The organism is Lishizhenia tianjinensis (assembly GCF_900116425.1).
GTDB lineage: Bacteria > Bacteroidota > Bacteroidia > Flavobacteriales_D > Crocinitomicaceae > Lishizhenia > Lishizhenia tianjinensis.
Genome location: NZ_FPAS01000002.1, coordinates 674,749 through 699,464 on the forward strand (window position 1 = coordinate 674,749; position 24,716 = coordinate 699,464).

The following is a 24,716-nucleotide window of genomic DNA, read 5'->3' on the forward strand; positions in this document are numbered from 1 at the left end:
AGTCTAATTCCCTATTTTTGCCTCAAATTAATACAGGTATATGATTCCATTTTCTCCGCCAAGGATAGACCAAGCAGTTGTAGATGAAGTAAGCAAAGCTTTATTGAGTGGTTGGATTACTACAGGTCCGCGTACCAAAAAGTTTGAACAAGAGATTACAGACTATACGGGTGCACAGAAAACATTATGTGTAAGTTCTTGGACAAACGGAATGGAGGTAGTGCTCCGTTGGTGGGGCATAGGTCCAGGTGATGAGGTAATCATTCCTGCATATACTTACTGTGCATCAGCAAACATTATCGTGCATACGGGTGCAACTCCTGTAATGGTTGATTTGAATAAAGAAGATTTCAATGCAAGTGTTGAGGCCATTAAAGCGGCTATTACTCCAAATACGAAAGCGATAATGGGTGTAGATATTAGCGGTTTCCCGGTCGACTTCGATGAAATCTACGATGTAGTAAACAGTGATGCTGCAAAAGCACAGTTCAAGCCTTCGAATGATTTGCAAAAACAGTTGGGGAGAATTTTGGTGTTGTCTGATGCTGCCCATTCATTCGGTGCTGAATACAAAGGTAAGCGCATTGGTTCGTGTGCAGATATCACAGCTTTCTCTTTTCATGCGGTTAAAAACCTGACTACTGCTGAAGGTGGTGCGGTTTGTTTTAATATGCCGGCGGGTTTCGATCATGAAGATATCTACAAGCAATTCAATGCTCTTATTCTCCATGGTCAATCTAAAGATGCTTTGGCTAAAACCCAAAAGGGAAACTGGCGTTATGATGTAGAAGAACCAGGTTTCAAATGTAACATGACAGATTTGCAAGCTGCTATAGGATTGGTAGAGCTTTCGCGTTATGAAGAAAATTTAGCAAGGAGAAAAGAAATCTTCGCGGCTTATACTTCAGCTTTCGAAAAAGAAGAATGGGCCATTATCCCTCCTTACAAGACAGTAGATAAAACAAGTAGTTATCATTTATACTTATTGCGTATTGCTGGTGTAACAGAAGCGCAGCGCGATGCCATCATACAAGAAATCTTTGAACAAGATGTATCTGTAAATGTTCACTTCCAACCTTTGCCTTTATTAACAGCCTACAAAAAGCGTGGATACAAAATGGAAGATTACCCAGAGGCATGGAATAAATACGCCAATGAGATTAGTTTACCCGTGTACTTCGATTTAAATGATGAACAAGTACAAACGGTAATCGCTGCAGTTAAACATGCGGTTCAAAAAGTGATAGGGTAATGAAAAGATTGTTCGATGTAGTAGTTTCTATTGTGATACTTCTAATCATTCTTCCTTTTGGTATCGTCTTGGGAATATGGATAGCTTTGGAAAGTGCAGGGGGTGTGTTTTACAAACAAGAACGCATCGGTAAAAACGGCGTGCCTTTTTATTTGTTCAAATTCCGTTCTATGCGTAAGGATGCCGATAAGCAAGGTCGACTTACCATAGGAATGAAAGACAATCGTATTACAAAGTCAGGTCAGTTCATACGTAAATACAAGTTAGATGAGTTTCCTCAATTTATCAATGTGTTAAAAGGGGAAATGAGTATAGTTGGTCCACGTCCCGAGGTGAAAGAGTATGTCGATCTATATACACCTGAACAAGCGAAAGTTCTAGACGTAAAACCAGGAATTACAGATTACGCCTCTTTGGAGTATTTCGACGAGAATAGAATATTGGGTGAAAGTGATGATCCTCAAAAGACCTATATAGAAGAGGTAATGCCCGCTAAACTTAAATTAAACATGAAGTATATCGCATCGCCCACCCTTGGGACAGATATTAAAATCATGTGGTTGACATTTAAGAAGATTGTTTCATAATTCACAATAATGAAAGTTTCTGTTATTATCTTTGCGGCATGACAGAGCTTATCACAAAGATATTTTTCCTTATTGCAGTATTAGATCCTTTTGGTTCGGTTCCCGTTTACTTGGAGGCTACAAAAAATTTCAACGAAAAACTAAAACGTATTATAGCTGTGAGAGCATCACTTATAGCTTTAGGTGTGCTTTTGTTTTTCATTGTGGTTGGTCAGCTCATTTTAGAAGCTATGGAGATATCTCTGGATGCTTTTCAAATTTCTGGAGGAGTCATACTGTTTCTTTTTGCCTTAACCATGATTTTTGGAGAAGGTAAGCCCGAGTCGGAAAAGCATCTCATCAAAGATTATAAGCATGTAACTATTTTTCCGGTAGCTATACCTTCTATCGCATCTCCAGGTGCAATTATGGCCGTAGTGCTAATGACAGATAATCATCTTTATTCTATAGAGCAGCAAGCAATCACAACTTTGTTGGTTGTGTTAGTTGTAGGATTGACGCTTGTAATACTATTGGCGGCAAATTGGGTTCAAAAGAGGATAGGTGAGTATGGAATTACGGTAATTAGTAAAATTATGGGACTCATTTTAGCCTCTTATGCGGTGCAAAGTGTGTTGAGTGGTTTGAAAGGTTTTATCGGAAATTTATAAGAATTTTATTTAAGCTCAATTTTGAGCCATTCAACCGGTTAGATTTAACTCCTTGAAAAACAATAAGAAAAGTCAAAAATCAATCAAAGGGCTTGTTTTACTCAGGTTTTTCTAAAATCACTGGAAAGAAGGAGTTGGAATTTTCTTCTTCAAAATCCAAAAATGCTATTCACACATGTTGATAACTTTGAACAGCACTGTGTTAAAAATCAGCAACTTTATTCAATTCGGTATTGGTTTATAAATTAAATTGTGTACATTTGCACCCCCCAAAGTGTGTTTGGGGGAGTAATTTTTTGTAAATAATAAATAGAAATATGCCAACTATTCAACAGTTAGTTCGCAAGGGTAGAACAGCGCCGGTAAAGAAGAGCAAGTCAGCAGCACTTGATTCTTGTCCGCAGCGTAAAGGGGTATGTGTAAGGGTTTACACCACTACTCCTAAGAAGCCGAACTCGGCAATGCGTAAAGTAGCCAGAGTACGTTTAACAAACGGTAAGGAAGTAAATGCTTACATCGGTGGAGAAGGTCATAACTTACAAGAACACTCGATGGTGTTAGTACGTGGAGGAAGAGTAAAAGATCTTCCTGGGGTACGTTACCACATCGTTCGTGGAGCAGAGGATACTGCTGGAGTTGAGGGTAGAACTCAACGTCGTTCTAAGTATGGAGCAAAAAGACCTAAGAAATAATTTTAAAGCTTTTTAGAGATGAGAAGAAGAAAGGCCAAAAAGATTCAGATACTTCCGGATCCTAAGTTTAACGAAGTAGTAGTAACTAAGTTCGTTAACAACTTGATGTTGGATGGGAAGAAGAACCTTGCGTTTAAGATATTTTACGAAGCTATTGAGATCGTAAATACAAAAGTTGAAGAAGAAGAAGGATTAGAGATTTGGAAGAAAGCTCTTCACAATGTAACTCCTTCAGTAGAAGTTAGAAGCCGTCGTGTTGGTGGTGCTACTTTCCAAATTCCTACTCCGGTACGTGAAGGAAGAAAGCAGTCATTAGCAATGAAATGGTTGATCGGATACGCAAGAAAGCGTAACGAGAAATCAATGGCGCAAAGATTAGCTAACGAAATTATTGCTGCATCGAAAGAAGAAGGTGCTGCTTACAAAAAGAAAGAAGATACATTAAGAATGGCTGAGGCAAACAAAGCGTTCTCTCACTTCAGATTCTAAAAATAAAGTCATGGCAAAAAGAGATCTTACATACACGCGTAATATCGGGATTATGGCCCACGTAGATGCTGGTAAAACAACAACTACTGAGCGTATCTTGTATTACACAGGTATTAGTCACAAAATTGGAGAAGTACACGATGGTGCTGCAACAATGGACTGGATGGAGCAAGAGCAGGAAAGAGGTATTACTATTACTTCTGCTGCAACTACTTGTTTCTGGAAATACCCAACAGTTCAAGGGCAAGCAGTAGACGGTACTAAAGATTACAGAGTAAATATTATTGACACTCCAGGTCACGTTGACTTTACAGTTGAGGTGGAGCGTTCGTTAAGAGTTTTAGATGGTGCTGTAGCATTAATTTGTGCTGCATCAGGAGTTGAGCCTCAGTCTGAAACAGTTTGGAGACAAGCAGATAAGTACAAGGTTCCAAGACTTTGTTTCGTAAACAAAATGGACCGTGCAGGAGCTGACTTCTTTAGATGTTACAACGAAGTTAAGGAGCGTTTAGGAGGTAATCCAGTTCCCTTACAAATTCCTATCGGAGCGGAAGATGATTTCGCAGGAGTTGTTGATTTGATCACAATGAAAGGAATTTCTTGGAATGAGGAAGATAAAGGAATGACTTACGAAGAGTTCGATATTCCTGCAGATTTAGTAGATGAGGCAAACGAGTGGAGAGAGAAATTGGTTGAAGCAGTTGCTGAGTCTGACGACAAATTGATGGAGAAATTCTTCGAAGATCCAGATTCTATCACAGTTGAAGAGATGATGGAAGCTATTCGTGTAGCTACTATCAACATGTCTATCCAACCAATGATGTGTGGATCTGCATTTAAAAACAAAGGGGTACAAACAATGTTAGATGCTGTTATGGCATTCTTACCTTCTCCAATGGATAAGGGAGCAGTTGTTGGTATCGATCCTAAAACAGATGAGGAAGCTACAAGAGAGCCTTCTAACGAAGCTCCATTATCAGCTTTAGCATTTAAGATCGCTACAGACCCATTCGTAGGACGTTTATGTTTCGTTAGAGCTTACTCAGGTAAGATCGAAGCAGGTTCTTACGTATTTAACACAAGAACAAACAAGAAAGAGCGTATCTCTCGTTTATTCCAAATGCACTCTAACAAGCAGAATGCAATTGACGTATTAGACGCAGGAGATATCGGTGCATGTGTTGGATTTAAAGATATCCGTACAGGAGATACTTTATGTGACGAGAAAGCACCTATCATTCTTGAATCTATGGAGTTCCCAGAGCCAGTTATTGGTATCGCTATTGAGCCTAAAACTCAAGCGGATATGGACAAATTATCTGTAGGTTTAAATAAATTAGCTGAAGAGGATCCAACATTCCAAATCAACACTGATGAGGATTCAGGTCAAACTGTAATCTCAGGAATGGGTGAGCTTCACTTAGAAGTATTGATCGATCGTTTAAAGCGTGAGTTCAAGGTAGAAGTGAACGAAGGAGCTCCTCAGGTATCTTACAAAGAGAAAATCTCTGGTACAGTTGAACACAGAGAGACGTACAAGAAGCAGTCTGGTGGTCGTGGTAAATTCGCAGATATCGTTGTGAAAATCATGCCGCAAGAAGATGAAGAGAAATTAGGTTTAGAATTCATTAACAACATTAAAGGTGGTAACGTTCCAAGAGAATTTATCCCTTCAGTTGAGAAAGGATTCAAAGAAGCTATGAAGAATGGTGTATTGGCAGGTTACCCTATCGATTCATTAAAAGTTGAGTTGAATGATGGATCTTTCCACGCAGTCGATTCAGATTCTTTATCTTTCGAGGTTGCAGCGAAAATGGCATACAGACACGCATTGCCTAAAGCTAACCCAGTATTGTTAGAGCCTATCATGAAGTTAGAAGTTGTTACTCCAGAAGAAAACATGGGTGACGTTGTAGCTGACCTTAACCGTCGTCGTGGATTGATGAAAGGTATGGATGATAGAGCTGGAGCTAAAGTTGTTAAAGCTGATGTTCCGTTATCAGAAATGTTCGGTTACGTTACTACTTTAAGAACGATTTCATCAGGTAGAGCATCTTCTACTATGGAGTTCTCTCACTACGCAGAGGCACCAAGAAACGTTCAAGAGGATGTAGTTGCAAAAGCAAAAGGAAAAGTTACTGCTTAATTTAAAGTAAGATGAGTCAAAAAATTAGAATCAAATTAAAATCATACGATCATAACTTAGTAGACAAATCTGCTGAGAAGATTGTTAAAACAGTAAAGACTACAGGTGCAGTAGTTAGTGGTCCAATTCCATTACCAACGCACAAGAGAATTTACACAGTATTAAAGTCTCCACACGTAAACAAGAAAGCGCGTGAGCAATTCGAATTATCATCATACAAGAGATTGTTAGATATCTACAGCTCTTCATCTAAAACAGTAGATGCATTGATGAGATTAGAGTTACCAAGTGGGGTTGACGTAGAAATTAAAGTTTAATTAGTAATAAATAAAGAATGCCTGGATTAATAGGAAGAAAAGTCGGAATGACTAGCATCTACAGTGCCGAGGGTAAGGCAACACCATGCACAGTGATAGAGGCTGGTCCTTGTGTTGTAACTCAACTCAAGACAGTAGATCGTGACGGTTACGAGGCTGTACAATTGGGCTTTGGAGAGCGTAAAGAAAAAAACACTCCAAACGCACTAAAAGGTCACTTCAAAAAAGCTAACACTTCTCCAAAGAGAAAATTAGTTGAATTTGATGGATTTGACGGTCTTAACATTGGTGACGCAGTTGGTGTTGATATCTTCTCTGAAGGAGAATTTGTTAACATTTCTGGTACCTCTAAAGGAAAAGGATTCCAAGGGGTTGTAAAAAGACACGGATTCGGTGGAGTTGGTCAAGCAACACACGGTCAGCACAACAGATTAAGAGCTCCTGGTTCTATCGGTGCAGCGTCTTACCCAGCAAGAGTATTCAAAGGAATGCGTATGGCGGGTCAAACTGGAAACAAAACGGTTACTATTGAGAACTTACAAGTTCTTAAAGTTTTAACTGACAAGAATTTAGTAGTTGTTAAAGGGTCTATCCCTGGAGCAAAAGGTTCAACTGTAATAATTGAGAAATAATGGAAGTAAAAGTATTAGACGCACAAGGTAAAGCAACTTCTACAAAAGTTACGCTTTCAGACTCAATTTTTGGTATCGAACCAAACGATCACGCAATTTACTTAGACGTTAAGCAATACTTGGCTAACCAACGTCAAGGTACGCACAAGGCTAAGGAAAGAGCTGAGATCGCTGGGTCTACTAAGAAGATCAAGAAGCAAAAAGGAACAGGTACTGCTCGTGTAGGTAACATTAAGTCTGGTACGCGTGTAGGTGGAGGTAGAATCTTTGGACCTCGTCCAAGAAACTACTCTTTCAAGTTAAACATCAAGTTGAAGCGTTTAGCAAGAAAGTCTGCCTTAGCATACAAAGCACAGAACGATGCATTAATGGTAGTTGAAGATATGTCTATGGCATCTCCAAAGACTGCTGATTTTAAAGCGTTCTTAGGTAACTTAAAGTTAGAGAACGAGAAAGTTCTTGTAGTAGTAGGAAGTCAGAATGATAACGTATACTTATCATCTCGTAACCTTCAGAGAGCAAAAGTTGTAACTGCAGATTCATTAAACACTTACGATGTGTTAAATGCAAGAAAAGTAGTTTTAGCAGCGAGCTCTGTTGAAGCAATTGAAAAGATCTTAAACTAATTTGGAATGAATCAAATTATAAAAAAGCCAATCATCACAGAAAAAGCAACGTTGGATTCTGAGGAAAACAACAGATTTGCATTTGTAGTTGATAGAAGAGCTAACAAGATTGAAATAAAGAAAGCTGTCGAAAACATGTACGGAGTAACGATTGAGAAAGTTCGTACCATGACTTATGGCGGTGGTAAATCCTCTGTTAAATATACTAACAAAGGTATCGTTGAGCAACGTAACTCAGTTTGGAAAAAAGCTATCGTTACTGTTGCAGATGGAGAAACGATTGATTTGTTTAATAACATTTAATTAATTGACGAATGAGTCTTAGAAAGTTAAAGCCTACAACTCCAGGGCAAAGACACAAAATCATTAGTGATTACTCAGAGGTAACTAAGTCTACTCCTGAAAAAGCGTTAGTAGCTTCTAAAAAGAAGTCTGGTGGACGTAATAACACAGGTAAGATGACTATGCGTTACATCGGTGGTGGTCACAAGCAGAAGTACAGAGTTGTTGATTTCAAAAGAGAGAAACACGATGTACCTGCAACGGTTAAAGCTATCGAGTATGATCCAAACAGAACAGCTCGTATTGCTTTGTTGTATTATGCAGATGGAGAGAAGCGATACATTATCGCTCCGGAAGGTTTAAAAGTTGGAGATACAGTAGTTTCAGGAAAAACTGCTACTCCAGTAGTTGGTAACGCAATGTTCTTAAGTGATATTCCACTTGGTACTGTGATTCACAATATCGAGTTAAAGCCTGGTAAAGGTGGAGCTATCGCAAGAGGAGCAGGAACTTACGCTCAGTTAAACGCACGTGAAGGAAAATACGCTACAGTAAAATTACCTTCAGGTGAGACTAGAATGATCTTAATCACTTGTCTTGCGACAATCGGTTCTGTTTCTAATTCTGAGCACAGTTTAGTAGTATCTGGTAAAGCAGGTCGTTCTCGTTGGTTAGGTCGTCGTCCACGCGTTCGTGGTGTAGTTATGAACCCAGTTGATCACCCAATGGGTGGTGGTGAAGGGCGTAACTCTGGAGGACACCCAAGATCACGTAACGGTATGCCAGCTAAAGGATACAAAACACGTGCAAAGAATAAGTATTCAGATAAGTTTATCATTGAGAAAAGAAAGAAATAGGTTATGAGTCGTTCGTTAAAAAAACCACCATTTGTTCATTACAAATTGATGCAACGAGTGGATACAGCACAGGAAACTGGAGCGAAAGGAGTAATCAAGACTTGGTCTCGTGCTTCTACAATAACTCCAGAGTTCGTAGGATTGACAATTGCCGTACACAATGGGAAGAAATTTATTCCTGTTTACGTGACAGAGAATATGGTTGGTCACAAGTTGGGTGAATTTGCTCCAACTCGTAACTTCCGTGGTCACGGTGGTAATAAGAAAGATAAAAGAAGATAGAATTAAATCGGTAGTGACATGGGCGCTAGAAAAAGATTAAAAGCAGAGCAATTAAAAGCAGAGAAGGCTACAACGGCAATCGCTAAGTTGAAAGATTCTCCGATCGCTCCAAGAAAGATGAGATTAGTTGCAGATCTTGTAAGGGGAGTAGAAGTTAATAAGGCTCTTAACATATTGCAACATAATCCTAAGGAGGCTTCAAAGAGTCTAGAGAAGTTATTGCGTTCAGCAATTGCTAACTGGGAGCAGAAGAACGAAGATAAGGTTCTTGAGGATGAAACATTAATCGTTAAGTCGATCGAAGTTTCACCAGCAGGAATGTTGAAAAGAATTCAGGCTGCACCTCAAGGAAGAGCTCACAGAATTAGAAAAAGATCAAACCACGTTACGCTTGTCGTAGATGGAGTAAAAAATTAGGATGTAATGGGACAAAAAACGAATCCAATAGGAAATAGATTAGGTTTCATCCAAGGATGGGAATCTAACTGGTACGGAGGAGAAGACTACAGAGATAAAATCGTTGAAGACGATAAGATCCGTCGTTACCTTCGCGCACGTTTGTCAAGAGCAAGTATCGCAAAGATTATCATCGAGCGTACGTTGAAATTGGTTACTGTTACTATCAATACATCACGCCCAGGTGTGATCATTGGTAAAGGTGGTCAAGAAGTTGACAAGCTTAAAGAAGAGTTAAAGAAATTGACGAAAAAAGAAATCCAAATCAACATTTTCGAAATCAAGAGACCAGAACTTGATGCGAGATTAGTTGCAGATGGAATCGCTCGTCAAATCGAAGCAAGAATTTCTTTCCGTAGAGCAATCAAAATGGCTGTTGCATCTACAATGAGAATGGGAGCTGAAGGTATTAAAGTTAAGATTTCAGGTCGTTTGAACGGAGCAGAGATGGCACGTTCAGAAATGTACAAAGATGGAAGAACTCCATTGCATACATTTAGAGCTGATATCGATTACGCTTTAGCTGAAGCTCACACAACTTACGGTCGTATCGGTATCAAGGTATGGATCTGTAAAGGTGAAGTGTACGGAAAGAGAGATTTATCACCAAACGTTGGATTGGCTTCTCAAAAAGGAGGAAGATCTAAGCAAGGTGGAAGAAGAAAGAAGAAATAAGTTATTGACTTTTAAAAAACTCGAAGATGTTATCACCAAAGAGAACCAAATTTAGAAAAGCACAGAAAGGTCGTAATCGTGGTTTAGCTCACAGAGGGAGTCAAGTTGCTTTTGGATCTTTCGGATTAAAAACCTTGGAACCAGGATGGATTACTTCTAGACAAATTGAAGCTTCTCGTATCGCTGTTACGCGTTACATGAAAAGAGAAGGTAAAGTTTGGATTAGAATATTTCCAGACAAGCCTGTAACTTCTAAGCCTGCAGAGGTAAGGATGGGTAAAGGTAAAGGTGCTCCAAGTCACTGGGTTGCTGTAGTAAAACCAGGAAGAATCTTATTCGAAGCAGAAGGAGTTCCTTATGAAACTGCAAAAGAGGCTATGCGTCTTGCAGCTCAAAAACTTCCAGTTAAATGTAAATTCGTGGTTCGCCCGGATTATGTAATACCTGGTAAATAATTAAGGTAATGAAACAAGAAGAAATCAATCAATTGTCAGTAGAAGACTTGAAGAATCGTATTGAAGAATCTATGGAGAAAATGGCTAAGTTAAAGTTAACGCACGCCGTTTCTCCATTGGAGAACCCTTTACAAATCAAGGATTTGAGAAGATCAATCGCGAGATTGAATACAGAGATGACAAAAAGACAAAAGCAGGCGTAACCTGTTAAATTAGAAATAAGCTTGAAATGGAAAAGCGTAATTTAAGAAAAGAACGTATTGGGGTTGTTACTAGCGATAAGATGGAAAAATCTATCGTTATTTCTGTAGAAAGAAAAGTAAAACACCCAAAATATGGTAAGTTCGTAAAAAAAACTACTAAATTTGTGGCCCATGATGAAAATAACGACTGTAACATAGGTGATACAGTTCGCATCATGGAAACACGTCCTTTGAGTAAATCAAAGAACTGGAGATTAGTAGAAATTATTGAAAGAGCTAAATAATCATTAGTAATGATACAAACAGAATCAAGACTTTCAGTAGCAGACAACAGTGGTGCTAAAGAGGTGTTGTGTATCCGCGTATTAGGTGGTACAAAACGTCGCTATGCATCTGTTGGAGATAAAATAGTTGTTACTGTAAAGAACGCAATGCCCTCTGGTGGAGTTAAGAAAGGTCAGGTAGCCAAGGCTGTGGTAGTAAGAACGAAAAAAGAGGTCCGTCGTGCAGATGGATCTTACATTCGTTTTGATGATAACGCTGTTGTTCTATTGAACCAAGCGGGAGAAATGAGAGGTACAAGGATTTTCGGACCAGTAGCGAGAGAGCTTCGTGAAAACAATTACTTAAAAATTGTTTCATTAGCTCCTGAGGTACTTTAAAAATTGTAAAGTCATGCAAAAGAAATTACACATTAAAGTAGGAGACACTGTTAAGGTACTTAGCGGTGAAGCTCGCGGTAGAGAAGGAAAAATTCTTGCTATTGACAAGAAAAACGACCGCGCGACAGTAGAAGGTTTAAAAATGATTAAACGTCATACTAAGCCAAGTGCATCTAACCCACAAGGTGGTATTGAAGAGAAAGAAGGAACTATCCACATCTCTAACCTTATGGTAGTAGCTAACGGAACAGCTTCAAGAGTTGGTCGTAAGTTAAACGATGCGGGTAAATTAGTACGTTATTCTAAAAAGTCAGGGGAGGAGATTAAGTAATGAGTTATACACCAAGACTTCGCGAAAAGTACAGTGCTGAGATCATTCCAGCATTGACTGAAAAATTTGGGTACAAAACGGTTATGCGTGTACCTAAGTTAACTAAAATAGTTTTATCTCAAGGTGTAGGTGAAGCTGTAGCTGATAAGAAATTGGTTGATTCTGCAGTAGCAGATTTATCAATCATCGCTGGTCAGCAAGCAGTAGCTACTATGTCTAAAAAGGATATCTCTAACTTCAAATTAAGAAAAGGGATGCCTGTAGGAACGAAAGTTACTCTACGTGGAGATAAAATGTACGATTTCTTAGATCGTTTCATTTCTGTATCTTTGCCGCGTACTCGTGATTTTAAAGGAGTACCTGCAAAAGGATTTGATGGACGTGGTAACTTCAACATGGGAGTTAAAGAACACATCATCTTCCCAGAGATTGATATAGATAAGGTTAATAAAATTTTAGGAATGGACATCACTTTCGTTACAACAGCGAACAGTGACGAAGAAGCAAAAGCATTGTTAGATGCATTTGGATTCCCATTTACAAAAAAATAAGAAATGGCTAAAGAATCAATGAAAGCGCGTGAGCGCAAGAGAGAAGCGTTAGTTGAAAAATACGCTGCGAAAAGAGCCGCTTTGAAAGAAGCTGGTGATTGGGATGCTCTTCAGAAGTTGCCAAAAAATTCATCTAAAGTTAGAGTACACAACAGATGTTCTTTAACTGGTCGTCCAAGAGGTTACATGCGTCAGTTTGGTATCTCAAGGGTAACTTTTAGAGAAATGGCATTAGCTGGTAAGATCCCAGGAGTTAAAAAATCAAGTTGGTAATCGTTTTTTAGGAAAGATATGGTAACAGATCCTATAGCAGATTTTCTTACTCGCGTTCGTAACGCGAGTAGTGCTCAACTCAAGATAGTTGAGATTCCAGCTTCAAACACAAAGAAGGCGTTGACTAAGATCTTATTTGATCAAGGGTACATCTCTAACTACATGTTTGAAGAGGATAACAAACAAGGCGTAATTAAGATCGCTTTGAAGTACAATCCTTCTACGAAGGTTCCTGCAATCACAAAATTGCAAAGAGTTTCTAAGCCAGGTTTAAGAAAGTACAGTAGCTCAACTGAGTTACCTAGAATCTTGAATGGTTTAGGAATCGCAATCGTTTCTACTTCTAAAGGTGTTATCACTGATAAAGAAGCTAGAAAATTGAACGTAGGTGGTGAAGTATTGTGCTACGTATACTAATAGTTAAGAATAAGTAAAAAGTTTAAAATGTCAAGGATAGGTAAATCCCCCATCACAATCCCGAGTGGAGTTGAAGTGAAAGTTGACGGACAAACAATCACTGTTAAAGGTTCTAAAGGTGAATTGACTGAAGTTTTAGATTCAGCAATCACTGTTGAGAACGTTGACGGTGTGTTAACTTTTAACCGCGCATCTGACGCTCCTGATCACAGAGCAAAACACGGGTTATCTCGTGCATTAGTACAAAACATGATTGTTGGAGTATCGGAAGGGTACAAGAAAGTTTTAGAAGTAATTGGAGTAGGTTATAGAGCTACTACGCAAGGTCAAAAATTGGACTTGTCAGTAGGTTACTCTCACCCAATTATCATAGAACTTCCAAATGAAATTAAGGTTACTGCTGATACTCAAAAGGGTAAAGCACCAGTTGTTACGTTGGAATCACACGATAAACAATTGTTAGGACAAGTAGCTGCCAAAATTCGTTCCTTCCGTAAACCAGAGCCTTACAAAGGTAAAGGTATTCGTTTCCAAGGTGAAGAAGTTAGAAGAAAAGCTGGTAAAGCAGCAGGTAAATAATCTTAATTTTTGATTAAATGGCATTTAGTAAAGAAGCAAGAAGAGCTAAGATCAAAAGAAGAATCAGAAAGAATATTTTCGGTACTTCAGAAACTCCAAGATTAACAGTTTTCCGTAGTAACAAACAAATCTACGCACAAATCGTTGACGATAACAAAGGAGTTACTATTGCATCTGCATCTTCTTTAGGAAACAAAGACGCTGAGAAATTACCAAAGGTAGAGCAAGCAGCATTTGTTGGAAAAATGATCGCTGAAGCAGCAATCAAAGCAGGCGTGGAAAAAGTAGTTTTCGATAGAAATGGATACTTATACCACGGTAGAATTAAATCGTTGGCTGACTCAGCAAGAGAAGGCGGACTTAAATTTTAATTGTTATGGCAGCAAACAATATTAATAGAGTAAAATCATCTGATATCGAACTAAAAGATAAATTAGTTGGTATTAATAGAGTTACTAAAGTAACTAAAGGTGGTCGTACTTTCTCTTTCTCAGCTATCGTAGTAGTAGGTGATGAGAACGGGATTGTAGGTCACGGATTAGGTAAAGCAAAAGAAGTAACTGAAGCAATTTCTAAAGGAATTGATGATGCGAAGAAGAACCTAATCAGAGTTCCAATCATCAACCAAACTGTGCCTCACGCACAAAAAGGTAAATTTGGTGGAGCTCGCGTTCTACTTAAGCCAGCTTCTAACGGTACAGGAGTTATCGCAGGTGGTGCGATGCGTGCTGTATTGGAAAGTGTTGGTATCCACAACGTATTAGCAAAGTCTCAAGGATCTTCTAACCCACACAACGTGGTTAAAGCAACTATGGATGCATTATCTCAAATGAGAGATGCTGTAGCTGTAGCGAAGCAAAGAGGAGTTTCTATGGATAAAGTGTTTAACGGTTAATAATATCTGAAAATGGCTACAATTAAAATTAAGCAAGTAAGAAGCGCAATTAATCGTTCACAAAGACAAAAGAGAACGATTCAAGCGTTGGGATTGAAGAAGTTAAACCAAGTTGTTGAGAAGGAAGCAACTCCTCAAATTCTTGGTATGGTGAAAAAAGTTCAACACTTAGTTGAAGTAGTTGAGTAGAACCTATAAAAATTAAGAAAGATGAATCTAAATAATTTAACTCCAGCAAATGGTTCTATCAAAAGCGATAAGCGTATTGGTAGAGGTCAAGGTTCAGGACATGGTGGTACAGCTACTCGTGGACACAAAGGAGCTAAGTCAAGATCTGGATACAAAAGAAAAATCGGTTTCGAAGGTGGTCAAATGCCATTACAGAGACGTGTACCTAAATTCGGTTTCAAAAACATTAACCGTGTAGAGTACAAAGCAATTAATCTAGATATTATTCAGAATTTAATTGACAAAAAAGGAGTAACAGAAATAAACCCTGAAGTATTGCGTGAGAACGGTTTGTGCTCTCGTAATGAGTTAGTTAAGGTTTTGGGAAGAGGAGAGTTGAAATCGAAGATAGACGTTACTGCTCACAAGTTTTCAGCAACTGCTAAAGCAGGAATTGAAGATAAAGGTGGGAATTGTACAGAAATCTAATTAACTTTGCCAACTATTTTAACCCAAAATGAAAAAGTTTATACAAAATATTAAGAATATCTGGAAAGTTGAAGAATTGAGAAAGAGGTTAGTAATAACCCTTTCTCTTATTCTTGTTTACCGTATAGGATGTTATATCGTTCTACCTGGTGTAGATAGTTCTAAATTAACTTCTGACTTATCAGAATCTGCTGGTACGTTTGAAGGTTTATTAGGATTGTTATCGGGTGGAGGATTTACCAATGCTTCATTTTTAGCATTGGGTATTATGCCTTACATCTCCGCTTCCATCATTATGCAGTTATTAGGTATGGCAGTTCCTGCTGTACAGAAGATGCAGAGTGAGGGAGAAAGTGGGCGTAAGAAAATTAACAACTATACACGTATACTAACGATTATCATTTGTGCTGTTCAAGCGCCAACTTACATTGGTGCTTATGTTGGTTCAAAAGGTGCTATTCCGGCAGAATTAATGAGCTCTCCAATTTGGTGGGTACAATCTGTTATGGTATTAGTAGGTGGAGCAATGTTCGCTGTATGGTTAGGTGAGAGAATTACAGACAAAGGAGTTGGTAACGGAATTTCGTTATTGATTACTGTAGGTATTTTAGCACGTTTCCCACAAGCGGTTTTTGCAGAAGCAATTGATAAGGAAAGTCCAGCTATTCCAATTTTACTTGAAATCGTATGTTTCATGGCTATCGTTTTAGCAACTGTATTAATTGTACAGGGTGTAAGAAAGGTTCCTATGAATTACGCGAAGAGAGTAGCTTCAGGAAGAGCGGAAGCAGGTGATCAATCTGCTAGATCTTACTTGCCAATTAAAGTAAATGCATCAGGTGTAATGCCTATCATCTTTGCTCAAGCTATTATGGCTGTTCCAGTAATGGTGTTTGATGCGTCTACGTTCGGAATCTTCGGATTCTGGTACAACTTGGTATTAGCTGTATTGATTGTAGTATTTACTTATTTCTATACTGCTATCATGATTAATCCTAAGAAAATGGCGGACGATATGAAGCGTAGCGGTGGATTCATTCCAGGTATCAGACCAGGTGAAGAAACAGCTAACTACATTGATGCCCTAGTTTCTAGAATTACTTTACCAGGATCTATTTTCTTGGCATTGATTGCAGTTTTACCAGCGGTTGCTTACATGGCAGGTGTTGGACAAGCTTTTGCATTGTTCTTTGGAGGAACTTCTCTATTGATTATGGTAGGAGTTGTTTTAGATACGCTTCAGCAAATTGAAACGTACCTTTTAAACAGACACTATGATGGATTAATGGAAGGAACGAAAATCAGAGGACGTAGAACAGCCGGAGAAGTATCTGGATTTTAAGATAAAAAATGGCAAAGCAAGCATCTATAGAACAAGACGGAACGATCATCGAAGCTTTATCTAACGCAATGTTTAGAGTTGAGTTGGAGAATGGACACGTGATCACCGCACACATTTCAGGAAAGATGAGAATGTACTACATTAAGATTCTTCCTGGAGATAGAGTGAAAGTAGAAATGTCTCCTTATGATTTAACAAAAGGGAGAATAACTTTTAGATACAAGTAGGAGAGATCCGAATAAAAACAAAAAGAAGATGAAAGTAAGAGCTTCAGTAAAAAAACGTAGTGCAGATTGCAAAATCGTTAAGAGAAAAGGAAGAGTTTACGTGATAAACAAAAAGAATCCTAAACTTAAACAAAGACAAGGTTAGGCTTAATTATTTGAATTATGGCAAGGATTGCAGGTATAGATTTACCAAAGAACAAGAGAGGTGTTATTGGTTTAACATACATCTTTGGAATCGGTCGTTCTACAGCAGCGAAAATTTTAGCTGAGAACAACATCGACGAGAACATCAAAGTTCAAGATTGGACTGATGAGCAATTAGGACTTATCCGTGAGTCTATCAACACAATTAAAGTTGAAGGGGCTTTACGTTCAGAAGTACAATTGAACATCAAACGTTTAATGGATATCGGATGTCAAAGAGGTATTCGTCACAGAGCTGGATTACCTTTAAGAGGACAAAGAACAAAAAACAACTCTCGTACTAGAAAAGGTAAGAGAAAAACAGTTGCAAACAAGAAGAAAGCAACTAAATAATAAGTAAGATGGCAAAAGCACAAAAGAAGAAGAAAAATGTTAAAGTAGATGCAGTTGGTGAAGCGCATATTCAAGCTACCTTCAACAACATCATTATTTCTTTAACTAACAATGCTGGACAAGTTATTTCTTGGTCATCAGCTGGAAAAATGGGATTCAAAGGTTCTAAGAAAAACACTCCATACGCTGCACAAGTTGCTGCTGAGGATTGTGCCAAAGAAGCTCATGACTTCGGATTACGTAAAGTTAAAGTTTTTGTAAAAGGGCCTGGAGCAGGACGTGAGTCAGCAATCAGATCTTTACATAACTCAGGAATTGAAGTAACTGAAATCGTTGACGTTACTCCATTACCACACAACGGTTGTAGACCACCGAAAAAGAGAAGAGTTTAATAAAAGAATTTTTAACCCGAGTGGATTTATGGTTATCGAAGGAATAAAGCCTTAATTCATAACCCCACTCATTACTTAATAAAATGGCAAGATATACAGGTCCAAAATCAAAAATCGCGCGTCGATTTAGAGAACCAATCTTCGGTCCAGACAAAGCGTTGGAGAGAAGAAGTTACGGTCCAGGACAACACGGTCCTAACAAAAGAAGAGGAAAGCAATCAGAATATGCTATCCAATTAGGAGAAAAACAAAAAGCGAAGTACACTTACGGTATTTTAGAGAAGCAATTCTCTAACTTATTTAAGAAAGCATCTGCAATGAAAGGTATTACTGGTGAAAACTTGTTAATCCTTTGTGAGAGCCGTTTAGATAATACTGTTTTCCGTTTGGGAATCGCTCCTACAAGAAGAGGTGCTCGTCAATTAGTATCTCACAAACACATTACAGTTAACGGTGAAGTGGTAAACATTCCATCTTACCAGTTAAAAGTTGGTGATGTTGTAGGTGTAAGAGAAAAGTCAAAGTCATTAGAAGCAATTACATCTTCATTGGCTTCTAGTAATAATAGATTCGACTGGTTAGATTGGGATTCAGCTAAAATGGCTGGTTCTATGATTAGTGTTCCAACAAGAGATATGATCCCTGAGAACATTAACGAACAATTTATCGTCGAATTATACTCTAAATAAAATATAACGCATTAACATGGCTATTTTAGACTTCCAAAAGCCTGACAAGGTAATTATGATTCAATCTGATGAGCACGAAGGTCAATTCGAGTTTCGTCCATTAGAACCAGGATACGGAATCACAGTAGGTAACGCTTTAAGAAGAATCTTACTTTCTTCTTTAGAAGGATTTGCCATCGCTTCAATTAGAATCGAAGGGGTAGACCACGAGTTCTCTACTATTAAAGGAGTCGTTGAAGATGTTACTGAGATAATCTTAAACTTAAAACAAGTTCGTTTTAAGCAGCAAATAGAAGATCAAGATACTGAAACAGTTGTTGTTTCTATTTCTGGTCAAGATAAACTTACTGCAGGGGATTTAGGTAAATTTACTTCAGCATTCCAAGTATTGAATCCGGATCTTGTATTATGTAATATGGAGCCTTCTGTGAAATTAGAGATGGAATTATCTATCGTTAAAGGTCGTGGATACGTGCCAGCAGAAGAGAACAAAGTATCAGGAGCTCCTTTTGGTACTATCTTTATAGACTCTATTTTTACTCCTATTAAGAACGTAAAATACTCTATAGAGAACTATCGTGTAGAGCAAAAAACTGACTATGAAAAATTAGTTATGGAGATTGCTTCTGATGGTTCAATTCATCCTAAAGATGCTTTGAAAGAAGCAGCTAAGATTTTGATCCATCACTTCATGTTATTCTCTGATGAAAGAATTACTTTAGATAGCGAAGTGAAGTCTGAAACTGAGGAGTTTGATGAAACTTCTCTACACATGAGACAGTTATTGAAGACGAAGTTAGTAGATATGGATTTATCAGTTCGAGCATTGAACTGTTTGAAAGCTGCTGACGTTGAAACTTTAGGAGATCTTGTTTCTTACAACAAGAACGATCTATTGAAGTTCAGAAACTTCGGTAAAAAATCACTAACTGAGTTGGAAGATTTAGTGGAAGCTAAAGGTCTTTCATTCGGAATGAATGTGTCTAAGTATAAATTAGACAAGGATTAAGAATCTTAGAATTAAAAGAAAATGAGACACGGTAAAAAAGTAAATCATTTAAGCAGAAAGTCAGCACACAGAAAAGCTATGCTTTCTAATATGGCTTGTTCGCTTATAGAACATAAAAGAATTAATACTACCGTAGCAAAAGCAAAAGCTTTGAAAGTATACTTAGAGCCTTTATTGACAAAGTCAAAGACAGACTCTACTCACTCTCGAAGAGTTGTATTTAGCTACTTGAAAAGCAAAGAAGCAGTAACGGAATTGTTCCGTGAAGTAGCTCCTAAAATTGCTGACCGTCCAGGTGGATACATGCGTATCATCCGTATCGGTAACAGACAAGGGGATAATGCTGAAATGTGTATGGTAGAATTAGTAGACTTCAACGAATTGATGTTAAATGATAAGCCAGCTAAAACGACTCGTCGTTCTAGAAGAGGTGGAGCATCAAAAGCAGCTGATACTGCAGCAGAAGGAACAACTTCTGAAGCTGAAGCATCTACTGAAGCAAAAGACGAAGAAGAATAATTTTATTTTTCGAAGAAAAAAGGCAATCTTAGGATTGCCTTTTTTTATGCCCATTTTTTAAAGTGTGAAGAAAAGTTGCTCAAAACATTTCTTTAAACCTTATTTATACATTAACTTTGCAAAAACTTTTTGAAATGCAAGAAAGAAATCCAGCAGTTCTAGTACTAGAAGATGGAACGGTTTTTCACGGAAAATCAATCGGTAAACCAGGTGTAACTTATGGAGAAATCGCCTTTAATACGGGGATGACAGGTTACCAAGAAGTATTTACAGACCCTTCATATTTCGGACAAATCTTAGTGATGACAACTTCTCACATCGGTAATTACGGTGTACATGCAGAAGAAATAGAGTCAGATGAAATGAAGATTGCTGGTATCGTAATCAAAAAGTTCTCAGAAGTTTATTCAAGAGCATCAGCATCAGGTTCTTTAGAAGAGAACATGGTTAAGGATAACAAGATAGGTATCTGTGATGTGGATACACGTGCCCTAGTTAGATACATTCGTAATAAAGGTGCGATGAATGCTATCATCTCAACGGAAGAAAACATAGATATCGAGGCATTAAAACAACAAGTGAAAGAGGTTCCTTCTATGGAGGGATTGGAGCTTTCATCTAAAGTTTGTACCAAAGAAGCTTTCGAAGTAAAAGCAACAACAGAATCTAAATACAAAGTAGCGTTATACGATTTCGGAGTAAAGAAAAATATCGTTAGATGTTTACAAGAAAGAGGATGTGATGTGAAAGTATTCCCTATGGATGCTTCAGTAGAAGAGTTAAAAGCATACAACCCTGATGGTTTTATGTTGTCTAACGGACCTGGAGATCCATCAGCTATGCCTGAGGTAATAGAAAAAGTGAAGACTTTGGTTGAAGGTGATACGCCTATATTCGGTATCTGTTTAGGTCACCAATTATTATCACTTTCTCAAGGTTTATCTACGAAGAAAATGTTTAACGGACACAGAGGTTTAAATCACCCTGTAAAGAACTTAATTACGGGTAAAGGAGAAATTACTTCTCAAAACCATGGTTTCGTAGTAGATGAAGAGAGTTTAAAGAACAATGAAAATGTAGAGTTAACGCACATTCACTTAAATGATAATACGGTTGCAGGTATTCGTTTAAAGAATAAAGCAGTATTCTCTGTACAATATCACCCAGAAGCTTCAGCTGGTCCACACGATTCAAGATACTTGTTCGACCAGTTTATTGATAACATGAAAAACAATTAGAAATGAGTTATATAGCTAAAATTGTAGGTAGACAAATTTTAGATTCTAGAGGTAACCCAACTGTTGAAGTTGATGTGTATACTTCTAATGGTGGATTTGGTAGAGCAGCAGTGCCATCAGGTGCATCAACTGGAGTTCATGAGGCGGTTGAATTGAGAGACGGAGATAAAGGAAGATACTTAGGAAAAGGGGTATTAAATGCAGTGAATTACATCAATACTGTAATCAACGAAGAGTTAGAAGGGGATTACGTGTTGGATCAAAAGGCAATTGACTACAAATTAATCGCTTTAGACGGTACAGATAACAAAAGTAAATTAGGAGCGAATGCAATTTTAGGTGTTTCTTTAGCAGTGGCTAAGGCAGCTGCATCTGAAACAGGTATGTCGCTTTACAAATACATCGGTGGTGTAGGTGCAGTAACAATGCCAGTACCTATGATGAACATCTTAAATGGTGGTTCTCACGCTGATAATAAAATTGACATTCAAGAATTTATGGTGATGCCATTCGGAGCTTCTTCTTTCTCAGAAGGACTAAGATGGGGTACGGAGGTTTTCCACCACTTGAAAGCAGTTTTAAAAGAAAAAGGAATGTCTACAAACGTTGGTGACGAAGGAGGTTTTGCACCGTCTTTAGGATCTAACGAAGAGGCTATAGAAGTTGTTTTAGAAGCGATTGAAAGAGCAGGGTACAAGCCAGGTGAAGATATGTGGATCGCCTTGGATGCTGCTTCTTCTGAATTCTACAACGAAGAAAAAGGGAAGTACATTTTCGAATCTACTGGAGATGAAATGACTTCTGATGAAATGGTTGAATTCTGGAACCAATGGTGTGATAAATACCCTATCGCTTCTATTGAAGATGGTTTAGCAGAAGATGACTGGGCTGGATGGAAAAAAGCTACTGAAGTTCTTGGAAATAAAGTACAGTTAGTAGGTGATGATTTATTTGTTACCAACTCTAAGCGTCTGAAACAAGGAATTGATCAAGGTATAGCAAATTCTATTTTGGTGAAAGTAAACCAAATTGGATCATTAACGGAAACTATAGAAGCTGTACAATTGGCTACACGTAACCAGTACACTTCTGTAATGTCTCACCGTTCTGGAGAAACAGAAGATAATACCATTGCAGACTTAGCGGTTGCATTGAACTGTGGTCAAATTAAAACAGGATCTGCATCTCGTTCAGATAGAATGGCAAAATACAATCAGTTGATAAGAATAGAGGAAGAATTAGGAGAAGCTGCGGTTTATCCTGGTAAAGACTTTAAGTTTTTATAACAGATACAAACAATAGTGTAAAAAGAGGGGTTTTTAACCCCTCTTTTTTATTTTAGAGCAACCACTAGTTTATAGCTTACGTCAAGGTAGGAAAGCTAGAAACTATGAAATTTAAAACATTACTACTTTGTGTAGTTATGCTACTACTATCCTCTTCTTTTCAAGGAGGAGGAAATCAAAACTTGAAGTACTTTGCACAAGTTCAATTAAACACCAATGATGCAAGTATTCAAGATGCAATAGAAACTTCTATTCGAAACAATCCCAACTGTTACATCGTTCGTTTGGATAGGATTACCAATGGATTACTCATTGTGACCAAAGAGTTGAGTGATTTTAAACAAGACGATCTTTTGTCTTGGATGGGGAATTATGAAAATACGATAGAATGTTCGCGTATAGGTATACAAGGGTTTGATGACCACTTGGCCTTCGATAATTCTTTTTGTTCTAATGTAAATCAATAGAGGTATGAAAAGAATTTTAGCAAGCTTAGCATTAATTGCATCGTTTTTCAATGGTTATGCACAAACAACCACAAATCCAGCAGATTGTAACGTAGCTGTATTCGGATGTACAATAAATGATTTTACCGCAGGTATAGGTCAGGGAAACATGAATGATTTACCTTCTGGGAACAATGTTTCAAACCCTTCTACAAACCCGGGTTCAGCTGGGAATTCAGGCTGTTTGTTATCGAATGAGTTGAATCCAACTTGGATGATTTTTACTATTCAACAGGATGGATGGTTCGAGTTTACTTTAGGTTCACCAGGAAGTGGAGGATTCTATGATTGGGCACTTTGGCCTTATTATCAAGCCGGTGGTGGGAATTTATCAAGTAATGATGCGTGTTCAGACATTACCAACAACTTATTGCCTCCTGTTGCTTGTAACTGGAACGGTTCTTCTCAGGGGTATACAGGAATGTGTCAACCCGGAAATTTACCAACAGGTGCAGTACAGACAAATTTTGAAAATGCAATTTTTGTAACCGCGGGTTCTCAGTATGTCTTGTGTTTTTCGAATTTTTCAGGCTTACAAAACCAATTGGTGCCTGTTTATACAGGAACAGATATTCCTGGTAATTCATCAAGCACAACTACAGCTTCTGTAACTTGTGACCCTTCAGCTTTGGGTTCTACAGTTTGTTTAGGTGATACTGCTTTGGCTACCATAGATTTAGGAGGGATAGACTCTAATTATGTTACTTTTCAATTTTTAAATAATGCATCTGATTTAGTGAGTTCAGCGAATTGGCCAGAACTTTCAATTTTATCTTCTGACACTACGGAGTATTTTGTGGAGTTATCAGATACAACAGGTGTATATGATACCGTATCTTTTATTATAAACGTTTTACCTCCAGTTTTTGTAGATGCAGGAACGGATACAGCGATTTGTCAAGGAGCCATCGCTTACCTTCAAGGTATCCCGTCAGACCCGAACAATGAATTTATGTGGACCGCCACAGGTTCTGCTACGCCTTTCTTTGCACCGGGTAATGATGTTATCAATCCTCAGTTCCAAACCCTGGGTAGTGGTATGTTTACACTTTATCTAACAGAATCCAACGGAGTTTGTCCAGATGCCACAGACAGTGTTTACGTCTATGTTTCTGTACCTCAACTTCAAGATTCATTGATAGATCCGAGCTGTAATGGCTTTGCCGATGGTGAGATATACTTAGATTCAGTTGGAAATTCACAATACAGTTTTGATGGAGGTCAAACGTATCAGACCGCAAACTTCTTAACAGGATTGGCAGCAGGTTCTTACGATGTTGAAATTGTAGACCAATATGGATGTACAGATGACGCTACTGTTGTCTTAACAGATCCTGCACCAGTGGTTTTAACAACAAGTAACGATACTACGGTTTGTGAAAATGGTACGGCAACCATGACTGCAACAGCAACCGGAGGTTCAGCTTTTGTGTATAACTGGAGTACATCTACCAACACAAGTACAACAGAAAGTTACAGTCCAACAGCGACTACAACAGTTGATGTAATCGCTTACAACCAGAATAACTGTCCTTCAGATCCAGATTCTATTGTGGTAAGCGTTAATCCACCATTGAGTGGAACAATAAGTCCAGATGTTGATATTTGTCCGGGTTACCCAACAACACTTGTTGCTGATGGTTCTGGAGGAAATGGTGGACCTTACAACTACAATTGGTTAGATGCCGCAGGAAATCCAGTAGGATCAGCAAATACTTATTCTGCAAACCCTGCAACTACAACAACGTATACGGCCATCATTACCGATGGATGTGAATCTACACCTTTCCCACAGCAGGTAACGGTAACAGTATTACCAGAACCAGATGTTCAATTCAGTGCAGATATAACAGAAGATTGTGCTCCGGGTACCTTTACGTTGACCAATGATACAGACCCTACTATGGTTGGAAATTGGTACTGGAATTTAAGTAATGATAGTGCTTATATGAATGTAGATCCATTAACTGTAAATATACCAGAGGTGGGAGCTTATGATGTGCAG

General features: G+C 38.2%; 39 protein-coding genes. All 39 read left to right on the top strand.

Annotated elements, in window-relative coordinates; translation table 11 throughout:
- The first annotated feature begins 40 nt into the window (after nt 1-40).
- Complete coding sequence (locus BM327_RS09550) at nt 41-1,252, top strand: DegT/DnrJ/EryC1/StrS family aminotransferase (protein ID WP_090248814.1); 1,212 nt, start codon at nt 41-43, stop codon at nt 1,250-1,252.
- Nucleotides 1,252-1,839, top strand: a complete 588-nt coding sequence (locus BM327_RS09555) for a sugar transferase (protein ID WP_090248817.1) — start codon at nt 1,252-1,254, stop codon at nt 1,837-1,839. The genes BM327_RS09550 and BM327_RS09555 overlap by 1 nt, the downstream gene beginning before the upstream one ends.
- Before the next feature lie 38 nt (nt 1,840-1,877).
- The gene (locus BM327_RS09560) at nt 1,878-2,489 is read left to right on the top strand and encodes a MarC family protein (RefSeq protein ID WP_090248819.1); all 612 of its coding nucleotides are present in this window, start codon (nt 1,878-1,880) and stop codon (nt 2,487-2,489) included.
- A gap of 317 nt (nt 2,490-2,806) precedes the next feature.
- On the top strand, nt 2,807-3,181 hold the full coding sequence (gene rpsL / locus BM327_RS09565) for a 30S ribosomal protein S12 (protein ID WP_090248821.1): 375 nt from the start codon (nt 2,807-2,809) through the stop codon (nt 3,179-3,181).
- An 18-nt stretch (nt 3,182-3,199) separates the two neighbouring features.
- A complete protein-coding gene (rpsG, locus tag BM327_RS09570) occupies nt 3,200-3,670 on the top strand; it encodes a 30S ribosomal protein S7 (RefSeq protein WP_090248823.1) in 471 nt (156 codons plus the stop codon).
- Between the two features lie 10 nt (nt 3,671-3,680).
- Nucleotides 3,681-5,816 carry an elongation factor G gene (gene fusA, locus BM327_RS09575; protein WP_090248825.1) on the top strand — a complete coding sequence of 712 codons (2,136 nt, stop codon included), beginning with the start codon at nt 3,681-3,683 and terminating at the stop codon, nt 5,814-5,816.
- 11 nt (nt 5,817-5,827) lie between these two features.
- Nucleotides 5,828-6,133 (top strand): 30S ribosomal protein S10, encoded by a 306-nt coding sequence (gene rpsJ / locus BM327_RS09580; RefSeq protein WP_090248827.1) that lies wholly within the window; start codon nt 5,828-5,830, stop codon nt 6,131-6,133.
- A gap of 17 nt (nt 6,134-6,150) precedes the next feature.
- A complete protein-coding gene (gene rplC / locus BM327_RS09585) occupies nt 6,151-6,765 on the top strand; it encodes a 50S ribosomal protein L3 (protein ID WP_090248830.1) in 615 nt (204 codons plus the stop codon).
- A complete protein-coding gene (gene rplD, locus BM327_RS09590) occupies nt 6,765-7,391 on the top strand; it encodes a 50S ribosomal protein L4 (RefSeq protein ID WP_090248832.1) in 627 nt (208 codons plus the stop codon). The genes rplC and rplD overlap by 1 nt, the downstream gene beginning before the upstream one ends.
- Before the next feature lie 6 nt (nt 7,392-7,397).
- Nucleotides 7,398-7,694 (top strand): 50S ribosomal protein L23, encoded by a 297-nt coding sequence (rplW, locus tag BM327_RS09595; protein ID WP_090248833.1) that lies wholly within the window; start codon nt 7,398-7,400, stop codon nt 7,692-7,694.
- An 11-nt stretch (nt 7,695-7,705) separates the two neighbouring features.
- Nucleotides 7,706-8,530: a 50S ribosomal protein L2 gene (rplB, locus tag BM327_RS09600; protein WP_090248835.1), complete on the top strand. Its 825-nt coding sequence runs from the start codon at nt 7,706-7,708 to the stop codon at nt 8,528-8,530.
- A gap of 3 nt (nt 8,531-8,533) precedes the next feature.
- Nucleotides 8,534-8,812 (top strand): 30S ribosomal protein S19, encoded by a 279-nt coding sequence (gene rpsS / locus BM327_RS09605; RefSeq protein ID WP_090248837.1) that lies wholly within the window; start codon nt 8,534-8,536, stop codon nt 8,810-8,812.
- Nucleotides 8,813-8,830: 18 nt separating this feature from the next.
- The gene (gene rplV / locus BM327_RS09610) at nt 8,831-9,229 is read left to right on the top strand and encodes a 50S ribosomal protein L22 (protein WP_090248839.1); all 399 of its coding nucleotides are present in this window, start codon (nt 8,831-8,833) and stop codon (nt 9,227-9,229) included.
- Between the two features lie 6 nt (nt 9,230-9,235).
- On the top strand, nt 9,236-9,943 hold the full coding sequence (gene rpsC, locus BM327_RS09615; RefSeq protein WP_090248842.1) for a 30S ribosomal protein S3: 708 nt from the start codon (nt 9,236-9,238) through the stop codon (nt 9,941-9,943).
- Between the two features lie 26 nt (nt 9,944-9,969).
- Entirely contained in the window at nt 9,970-10,398 is a 429-nt protein-coding gene (gene rplP / locus BM327_RS09620; RefSeq protein WP_090248844.1) for a 50S ribosomal protein L16, read from the top strand.
- 8 nt (nt 10,399-10,406) lie between these two features.
- On the top strand, nt 10,407-10,601 hold the full coding sequence (gene rpmC / locus BM327_RS09625) for a 50S ribosomal protein L29 (protein WP_090248846.1): 195 nt from the start codon (nt 10,407-10,409) through the stop codon (nt 10,599-10,601).
- 26 nt (nt 10,602-10,627) lie between these two features.
- Nucleotides 10,628-10,885, top strand: coding sequence for a 30S ribosomal protein S17 (rpsQ, locus tag BM327_RS09630; protein ID WP_090248848.1), 258 nt, complete (start codon nt 10,628-10,630; stop codon nt 10,883-10,885).
- 9 nt (nt 10,886-10,894) lie between these two features.
- Nucleotides 10,895-11,263, top strand: a complete 369-nt coding sequence (gene rplN / locus BM327_RS09635) for a 50S ribosomal protein L14 (protein ID WP_090248849.1) — start codon at nt 10,895-10,897, stop codon at nt 11,261-11,263.
- A gap of 13 nt (nt 11,264-11,276) precedes the next feature.
- Nucleotides 11,277-11,594 carry a 50S ribosomal protein L24 gene (rplX, locus tag BM327_RS09640; RefSeq protein ID WP_090248851.1) on the top strand — a complete coding sequence of 106 codons (318 nt, stop codon included), beginning with the start codon at nt 11,277-11,279 and terminating at the stop codon, nt 11,592-11,594.
- Nucleotides 11,594-12,145 carry a 50S ribosomal protein L5 gene (gene rplE, locus BM327_RS09645; RefSeq protein ID WP_090248853.1) on the top strand — a complete coding sequence of 184 codons (552 nt, stop codon included), beginning with the start codon at nt 11,594-11,596 and terminating at the stop codon, nt 12,143-12,145. The genes rplX and rplE overlap by 1 nt, the downstream gene beginning before the upstream one ends.
- A 3-nt stretch (nt 12,146-12,148) precedes the next feature.
- On the top strand, nt 12,149-12,418 hold the full coding sequence (gene rpsN, locus BM327_RS09650; protein WP_090248855.1) for a 30S ribosomal protein S14: 270 nt from the start codon (nt 12,149-12,151) through the stop codon (nt 12,416-12,418).
- Between the two features lie 18 nt (nt 12,419-12,436).
- Nucleotides 12,437-12,835 carry a 30S ribosomal protein S8 gene (gene rpsH, locus BM327_RS09655; protein ID WP_090248857.1) on the top strand — a complete coding sequence of 133 codons (399 nt, stop codon included), beginning with the start codon at nt 12,437-12,439 and terminating at the stop codon, nt 12,833-12,835.
- Between the two features lie 27 nt (nt 12,836-12,862).
- Nucleotides 12,863-13,414 (top strand): 50S ribosomal protein L6, encoded by a 552-nt coding sequence (rplF, locus tag BM327_RS09660; RefSeq protein WP_090248859.1) that lies wholly within the window; start codon nt 12,863-12,865, stop codon nt 13,412-13,414.
- 17 nt (nt 13,415-13,431) lie between these two features.
- Complete coding sequence (gene rplR / locus BM327_RS09665; RefSeq protein WP_090248861.1) at nt 13,432-13,785, top strand: 50S ribosomal protein L18; 354 nt, start codon at nt 13,432-13,434, stop codon at nt 13,783-13,785.
- Nucleotides 13,786-13,790: 5 nt separating this feature from the next.
- Entirely contained in the window at nt 13,791-14,309 is a 519-nt protein-coding gene (rpsE, locus tag BM327_RS09670) for a 30S ribosomal protein S5 (RefSeq protein ID WP_090248863.1), read from the top strand.
- 12 nt (nt 14,310-14,321) lie between these two features.
- On the top strand, nt 14,322-14,498 hold the full coding sequence (rpmD, locus tag BM327_RS09675; RefSeq protein ID WP_090248865.1) for a 50S ribosomal protein L30: 177 nt from the start codon (nt 14,322-14,324) through the stop codon (nt 14,496-14,498).
- Between the two features lie 21 nt (nt 14,499-14,519).
- Entirely contained in the window at nt 14,520-14,966 is a 447-nt protein-coding gene (gene rplO, locus BM327_RS09680) for a 50S ribosomal protein L15 (protein WP_090248866.1), read from the top strand.
- A gap of 28 nt (nt 14,967-14,994) precedes the next feature.
- On the top strand, nt 14,995-16,308 hold the full coding sequence (secY, locus tag BM327_RS09685; protein ID WP_090248868.1) for a preprotein translocase subunit SecY: 1,314 nt from the start codon (nt 14,995-14,997) through the stop codon (nt 16,306-16,308).
- An 8-nt stretch (nt 16,309-16,316) separates the two neighbouring features.
- Nucleotides 16,317-16,535, top strand: a complete 219-nt coding sequence (infA, locus tag BM327_RS09690) for a translation initiation factor IF-1 (RefSeq protein ID WP_090248870.1) — start codon at nt 16,317-16,319, stop codon at nt 16,533-16,535.
- Nucleotides 16,536-16,563: 28 nt separating this feature from the next.
- Complete coding sequence (rpmJ, locus tag BM327_RS09695; protein ID WP_090248872.1) at nt 16,564-16,680, top strand: 50S ribosomal protein L36; 117 nt, start codon at nt 16,564-16,566, stop codon at nt 16,678-16,680.
- A gap of 17 nt (nt 16,681-16,697) precedes the next feature.
- The gene (gene rpsM / locus BM327_RS09700) at nt 16,698-17,072 is read left to right on the top strand and encodes a 30S ribosomal protein S13 (RefSeq protein ID WP_090248874.1); all 375 of its coding nucleotides are present in this window, start codon (nt 16,698-16,700) and stop codon (nt 17,070-17,072) included.
- 8 nt (nt 17,073-17,080) lie between these two features.
- Nucleotides 17,081-17,464 carry a 30S ribosomal protein S11 gene (rpsK, locus tag BM327_RS09705; protein ID WP_090248876.1) on the top strand — a complete coding sequence of 128 codons (384 nt, stop codon included), beginning with the start codon at nt 17,081-17,083 and terminating at the stop codon, nt 17,462-17,464.
- 83 nt (nt 17,465-17,547) lie between these two features.
- Nucleotides 17,548-18,153 carry a 30S ribosomal protein S4 gene (gene rpsD / locus BM327_RS09710; protein WP_090248878.1) on the top strand — a complete coding sequence of 202 codons (606 nt, stop codon included), beginning with the start codon at nt 17,548-17,550 and terminating at the stop codon, nt 18,151-18,153.
- A 16-nt stretch (nt 18,154-18,169) separates the two neighbouring features.
- Nucleotides 18,170-19,162: a DNA-directed RNA polymerase subunit alpha gene (locus tag BM327_RS09715; protein WP_090248880.1), complete on the top strand. Its 993-nt coding sequence runs from the start codon at nt 18,170-18,172 to the stop codon at nt 19,160-19,162.
- A 21-nt stretch (nt 19,163-19,183) separates the two neighbouring features.
- Nucleotides 19,184-19,681: a 50S ribosomal protein L17 gene (rplQ, locus tag BM327_RS09720; RefSeq protein ID WP_090248882.1), complete on the top strand. Its 498-nt coding sequence runs from the start codon at nt 19,184-19,186 to the stop codon at nt 19,679-19,681.
- Between the two features lie 134 nt (nt 19,682-19,815).
- Nucleotides 19,816-20,919: a glutamine-hydrolyzing carbamoyl-phosphate synthase small subunit gene (gene carA / locus BM327_RS09725; RefSeq protein ID WP_090248884.1), complete on the top strand. Its 1,104-nt coding sequence runs from the start codon at nt 19,816-19,818 to the stop codon at nt 20,917-20,919.
- A gap of 2 nt (nt 20,920-20,921) precedes the next feature.
- Complete coding sequence (eno, locus tag BM327_RS09730; RefSeq protein WP_090248886.1) at nt 20,922-22,205, top strand: phosphopyruvate hydratase; 1,284 nt, start codon at nt 20,922-20,924, stop codon at nt 22,203-22,205.
- 104 nt (nt 22,206-22,309) lie between these two features.
- Nucleotides 22,310-22,672, top strand: a complete 363-nt coding sequence (locus BM327_RS09735; RefSeq protein WP_139230325.1) for a hypothetical protein — start codon at nt 22,310-22,312, stop codon at nt 22,670-22,672.
- 4 nt (nt 22,673-22,676) lie between these two features.
- A partial coding sequence (locus tag BM327_RS09740) for a hypothetical protein (RefSeq protein ID WP_139230326.1) occupies nt 22,677-24,716 on the top strand: 2,040 nt, incomplete at its 3' end.

Excerpts from the sequence above, each read along its gene's own strand:
- BM327_RS09550 (WP_090248814.1), top strand. The coding sequence starts at position 41 with ATGATTCCATTTTCTCCGCCAAGGATAGACCAAGCAGTTGTAGATGAA.
- BM327_RS09555 (WP_090248817.1), top strand. The coding sequence starts at position 1,252 with ATGAAAAGATTGTTCGATGTAGTAGTTTCTATTGTGATACTTCTAATC.
- BM327_RS09560 (WP_090248819.1), top strand. The coding sequence starts at position 1,878 with ATGACAGAGCTTATCACAAAGATATTTTTCCTTATTGCAGTATTAGAT.
- rpsL (WP_090248821.1), top strand. The coding sequence starts at position 2,807 with ATGCCAACTATTCAACAGTTAGTTCGCAAGGGTAGAACAGCGCCGGTA.
- rpsG (WP_090248823.1), top strand. The coding sequence starts at position 3,200 with ATGAGAAGAAGAAAGGCCAAAAAGATTCAGATACTTCCGGATCCTAAG.
- fusA (WP_090248825.1), top strand. The coding sequence starts at position 3,681 with ATGGCAAAAAGAGATCTTACATACACGCGTAATATCGGGATTATGGCC.
- rpsJ (WP_090248827.1), top strand. The coding sequence starts at position 5,828 with ATGAGTCAAAAAATTAGAATCAAATTAAAATCATACGATCATAACTTA.
- rplC (WP_090248830.1), top strand. The coding sequence starts at position 6,151 with ATGCCTGGATTAATAGGAAGAAAAGTCGGAATGACTAGCATCTACAGT.
- rplD (WP_090248832.1), top strand. The coding sequence starts at position 6,765 with ATGGAAGTAAAAGTATTAGACGCACAAGGTAAAGCAACTTCTACAAAA.
- rplW (WP_090248833.1), top strand. The coding sequence starts at position 7,398 with ATGAATCAAATTATAAAAAAGCCAATCATCACAGAAAAAGCAACGTTG.
- rplB (WP_090248835.1), top strand. The coding sequence starts at position 7,706 with ATGAGTCTTAGAAAGTTAAAGCCTACAACTCCAGGGCAAAGACACAAA.
- rpsS (WP_090248837.1), top strand. The coding sequence starts at position 8,534 with ATGAGTCGTTCGTTAAAAAAACCACCATTTGTTCATTACAAATTGATG.
- rplV (WP_090248839.1), top strand. The coding sequence starts at position 8,831 with ATGGGCGCTAGAAAAAGATTAAAAGCAGAGCAATTAAAAGCAGAGAAG.
- rpsC (WP_090248842.1), top strand. The coding sequence starts at position 9,236 with ATGGGACAAAAAACGAATCCAATAGGAAATAGATTAGGTTTCATCCAA.
- rplP (WP_090248844.1), top strand. The coding sequence starts at position 9,970 with ATGTTATCACCAAAGAGAACCAAATTTAGAAAAGCACAGAAAGGTCGT.
- rpmC (WP_090248846.1), top strand. The coding sequence starts at position 10,407 with ATGAAACAAGAAGAAATCAATCAATTGTCAGTAGAAGACTTGAAGAAT.
- rpsQ (WP_090248848.1), top strand. The coding sequence starts at position 10,628 with ATGGAAAAGCGTAATTTAAGAAAAGAACGTATTGGGGTTGTTACTAGC.
- rplN (WP_090248849.1), top strand. The coding sequence starts at position 10,895 with ATGATACAAACAGAATCAAGACTTTCAGTAGCAGACAACAGTGGTGCT.
- rplX (WP_090248851.1), top strand. The coding sequence starts at position 11,277 with ATGCAAAAGAAATTACACATTAAAGTAGGAGACACTGTTAAGGTACTT.
- rplE (WP_090248853.1), top strand. The coding sequence starts at position 11,594 with ATGAGTTATACACCAAGACTTCGCGAAAAGTACAGTGCTGAGATCATT.
- rpsN (WP_090248855.1), top strand. The coding sequence starts at position 12,149 with ATGGCTAAAGAATCAATGAAAGCGCGTGAGCGCAAGAGAGAAGCGTTA.
- rpsH (WP_090248857.1), top strand. The coding sequence starts at position 12,437 with ATGGTAACAGATCCTATAGCAGATTTTCTTACTCGCGTTCGTAACGCG.
- rplF (WP_090248859.1), top strand. The coding sequence starts at position 12,863 with ATGTCAAGGATAGGTAAATCCCCCATCACAATCCCGAGTGGAGTTGAA.
- rplR (WP_090248861.1), top strand. The coding sequence starts at position 13,432 with ATGGCATTTAGTAAAGAAGCAAGAAGAGCTAAGATCAAAAGAAGAATC.
- rpsE (WP_090248863.1), top strand. The coding sequence starts at position 13,791 with ATGGCAGCAAACAATATTAATAGAGTAAAATCATCTGATATCGAACTA.
- rpmD (WP_090248865.1), top strand. The coding sequence starts at position 14,322 with ATGGCTACAATTAAAATTAAGCAAGTAAGAAGCGCAATTAATCGTTCA.
- rplO (WP_090248866.1), top strand. The coding sequence starts at position 14,520 with ATGAATCTAAATAATTTAACTCCAGCAAATGGTTCTATCAAAAGCGAT.
- secY (WP_090248868.1), top strand. The coding sequence starts at position 14,995 with ATGAAAAAGTTTATACAAAATATTAAGAATATCTGGAAAGTTGAAGAA.
- infA (WP_090248870.1), top strand. The coding sequence starts at position 16,317 with ATGGCAAAGCAAGCATCTATAGAACAAGACGGAACGATCATCGAAGCT.
- rpmJ (WP_090248872.1), top strand. The coding sequence starts at position 16,564 with ATGAAAGTAAGAGCTTCAGTAAAAAAACGTAGTGCAGATTGCAAAATC.
- rpsM (WP_090248874.1), top strand. The coding sequence starts at position 16,698 with ATGGCAAGGATTGCAGGTATAGATTTACCAAAGAACAAGAGAGGTGTT.
- rpsK (WP_090248876.1), top strand. The coding sequence starts at position 17,081 with ATGGCAAAAGCACAAAAGAAGAAGAAAAATGTTAAAGTAGATGCAGTT.
- rpsD (WP_090248878.1), top strand. The coding sequence starts at position 17,548 with ATGGCAAGATATACAGGTCCAAAATCAAAAATCGCGCGTCGATTTAGA.
- BM327_RS09715 (WP_090248880.1), top strand. The coding sequence starts at position 18,170 with ATGGCTATTTTAGACTTCCAAAAGCCTGACAAGGTAATTATGATTCAA.
- rplQ (WP_090248882.1), top strand. The coding sequence starts at position 19,184 with ATGAGACACGGTAAAAAAGTAAATCATTTAAGCAGAAAGTCAGCACAC.
- carA (WP_090248884.1), top strand. The coding sequence starts at position 19,816 with ATGCAAGAAAGAAATCCAGCAGTTCTAGTACTAGAAGATGGAACGGTT.
- eno (WP_090248886.1), top strand. The coding sequence starts at position 20,922 with ATGAGTTATATAGCTAAAATTGTAGGTAGACAAATTTTAGATTCTAGA.
- BM327_RS09735 (WP_139230325.1), top strand. The coding sequence starts at position 22,310 with ATGAAATTTAAAACATTACTACTTTGTGTAGTTATGCTACTACTATCC.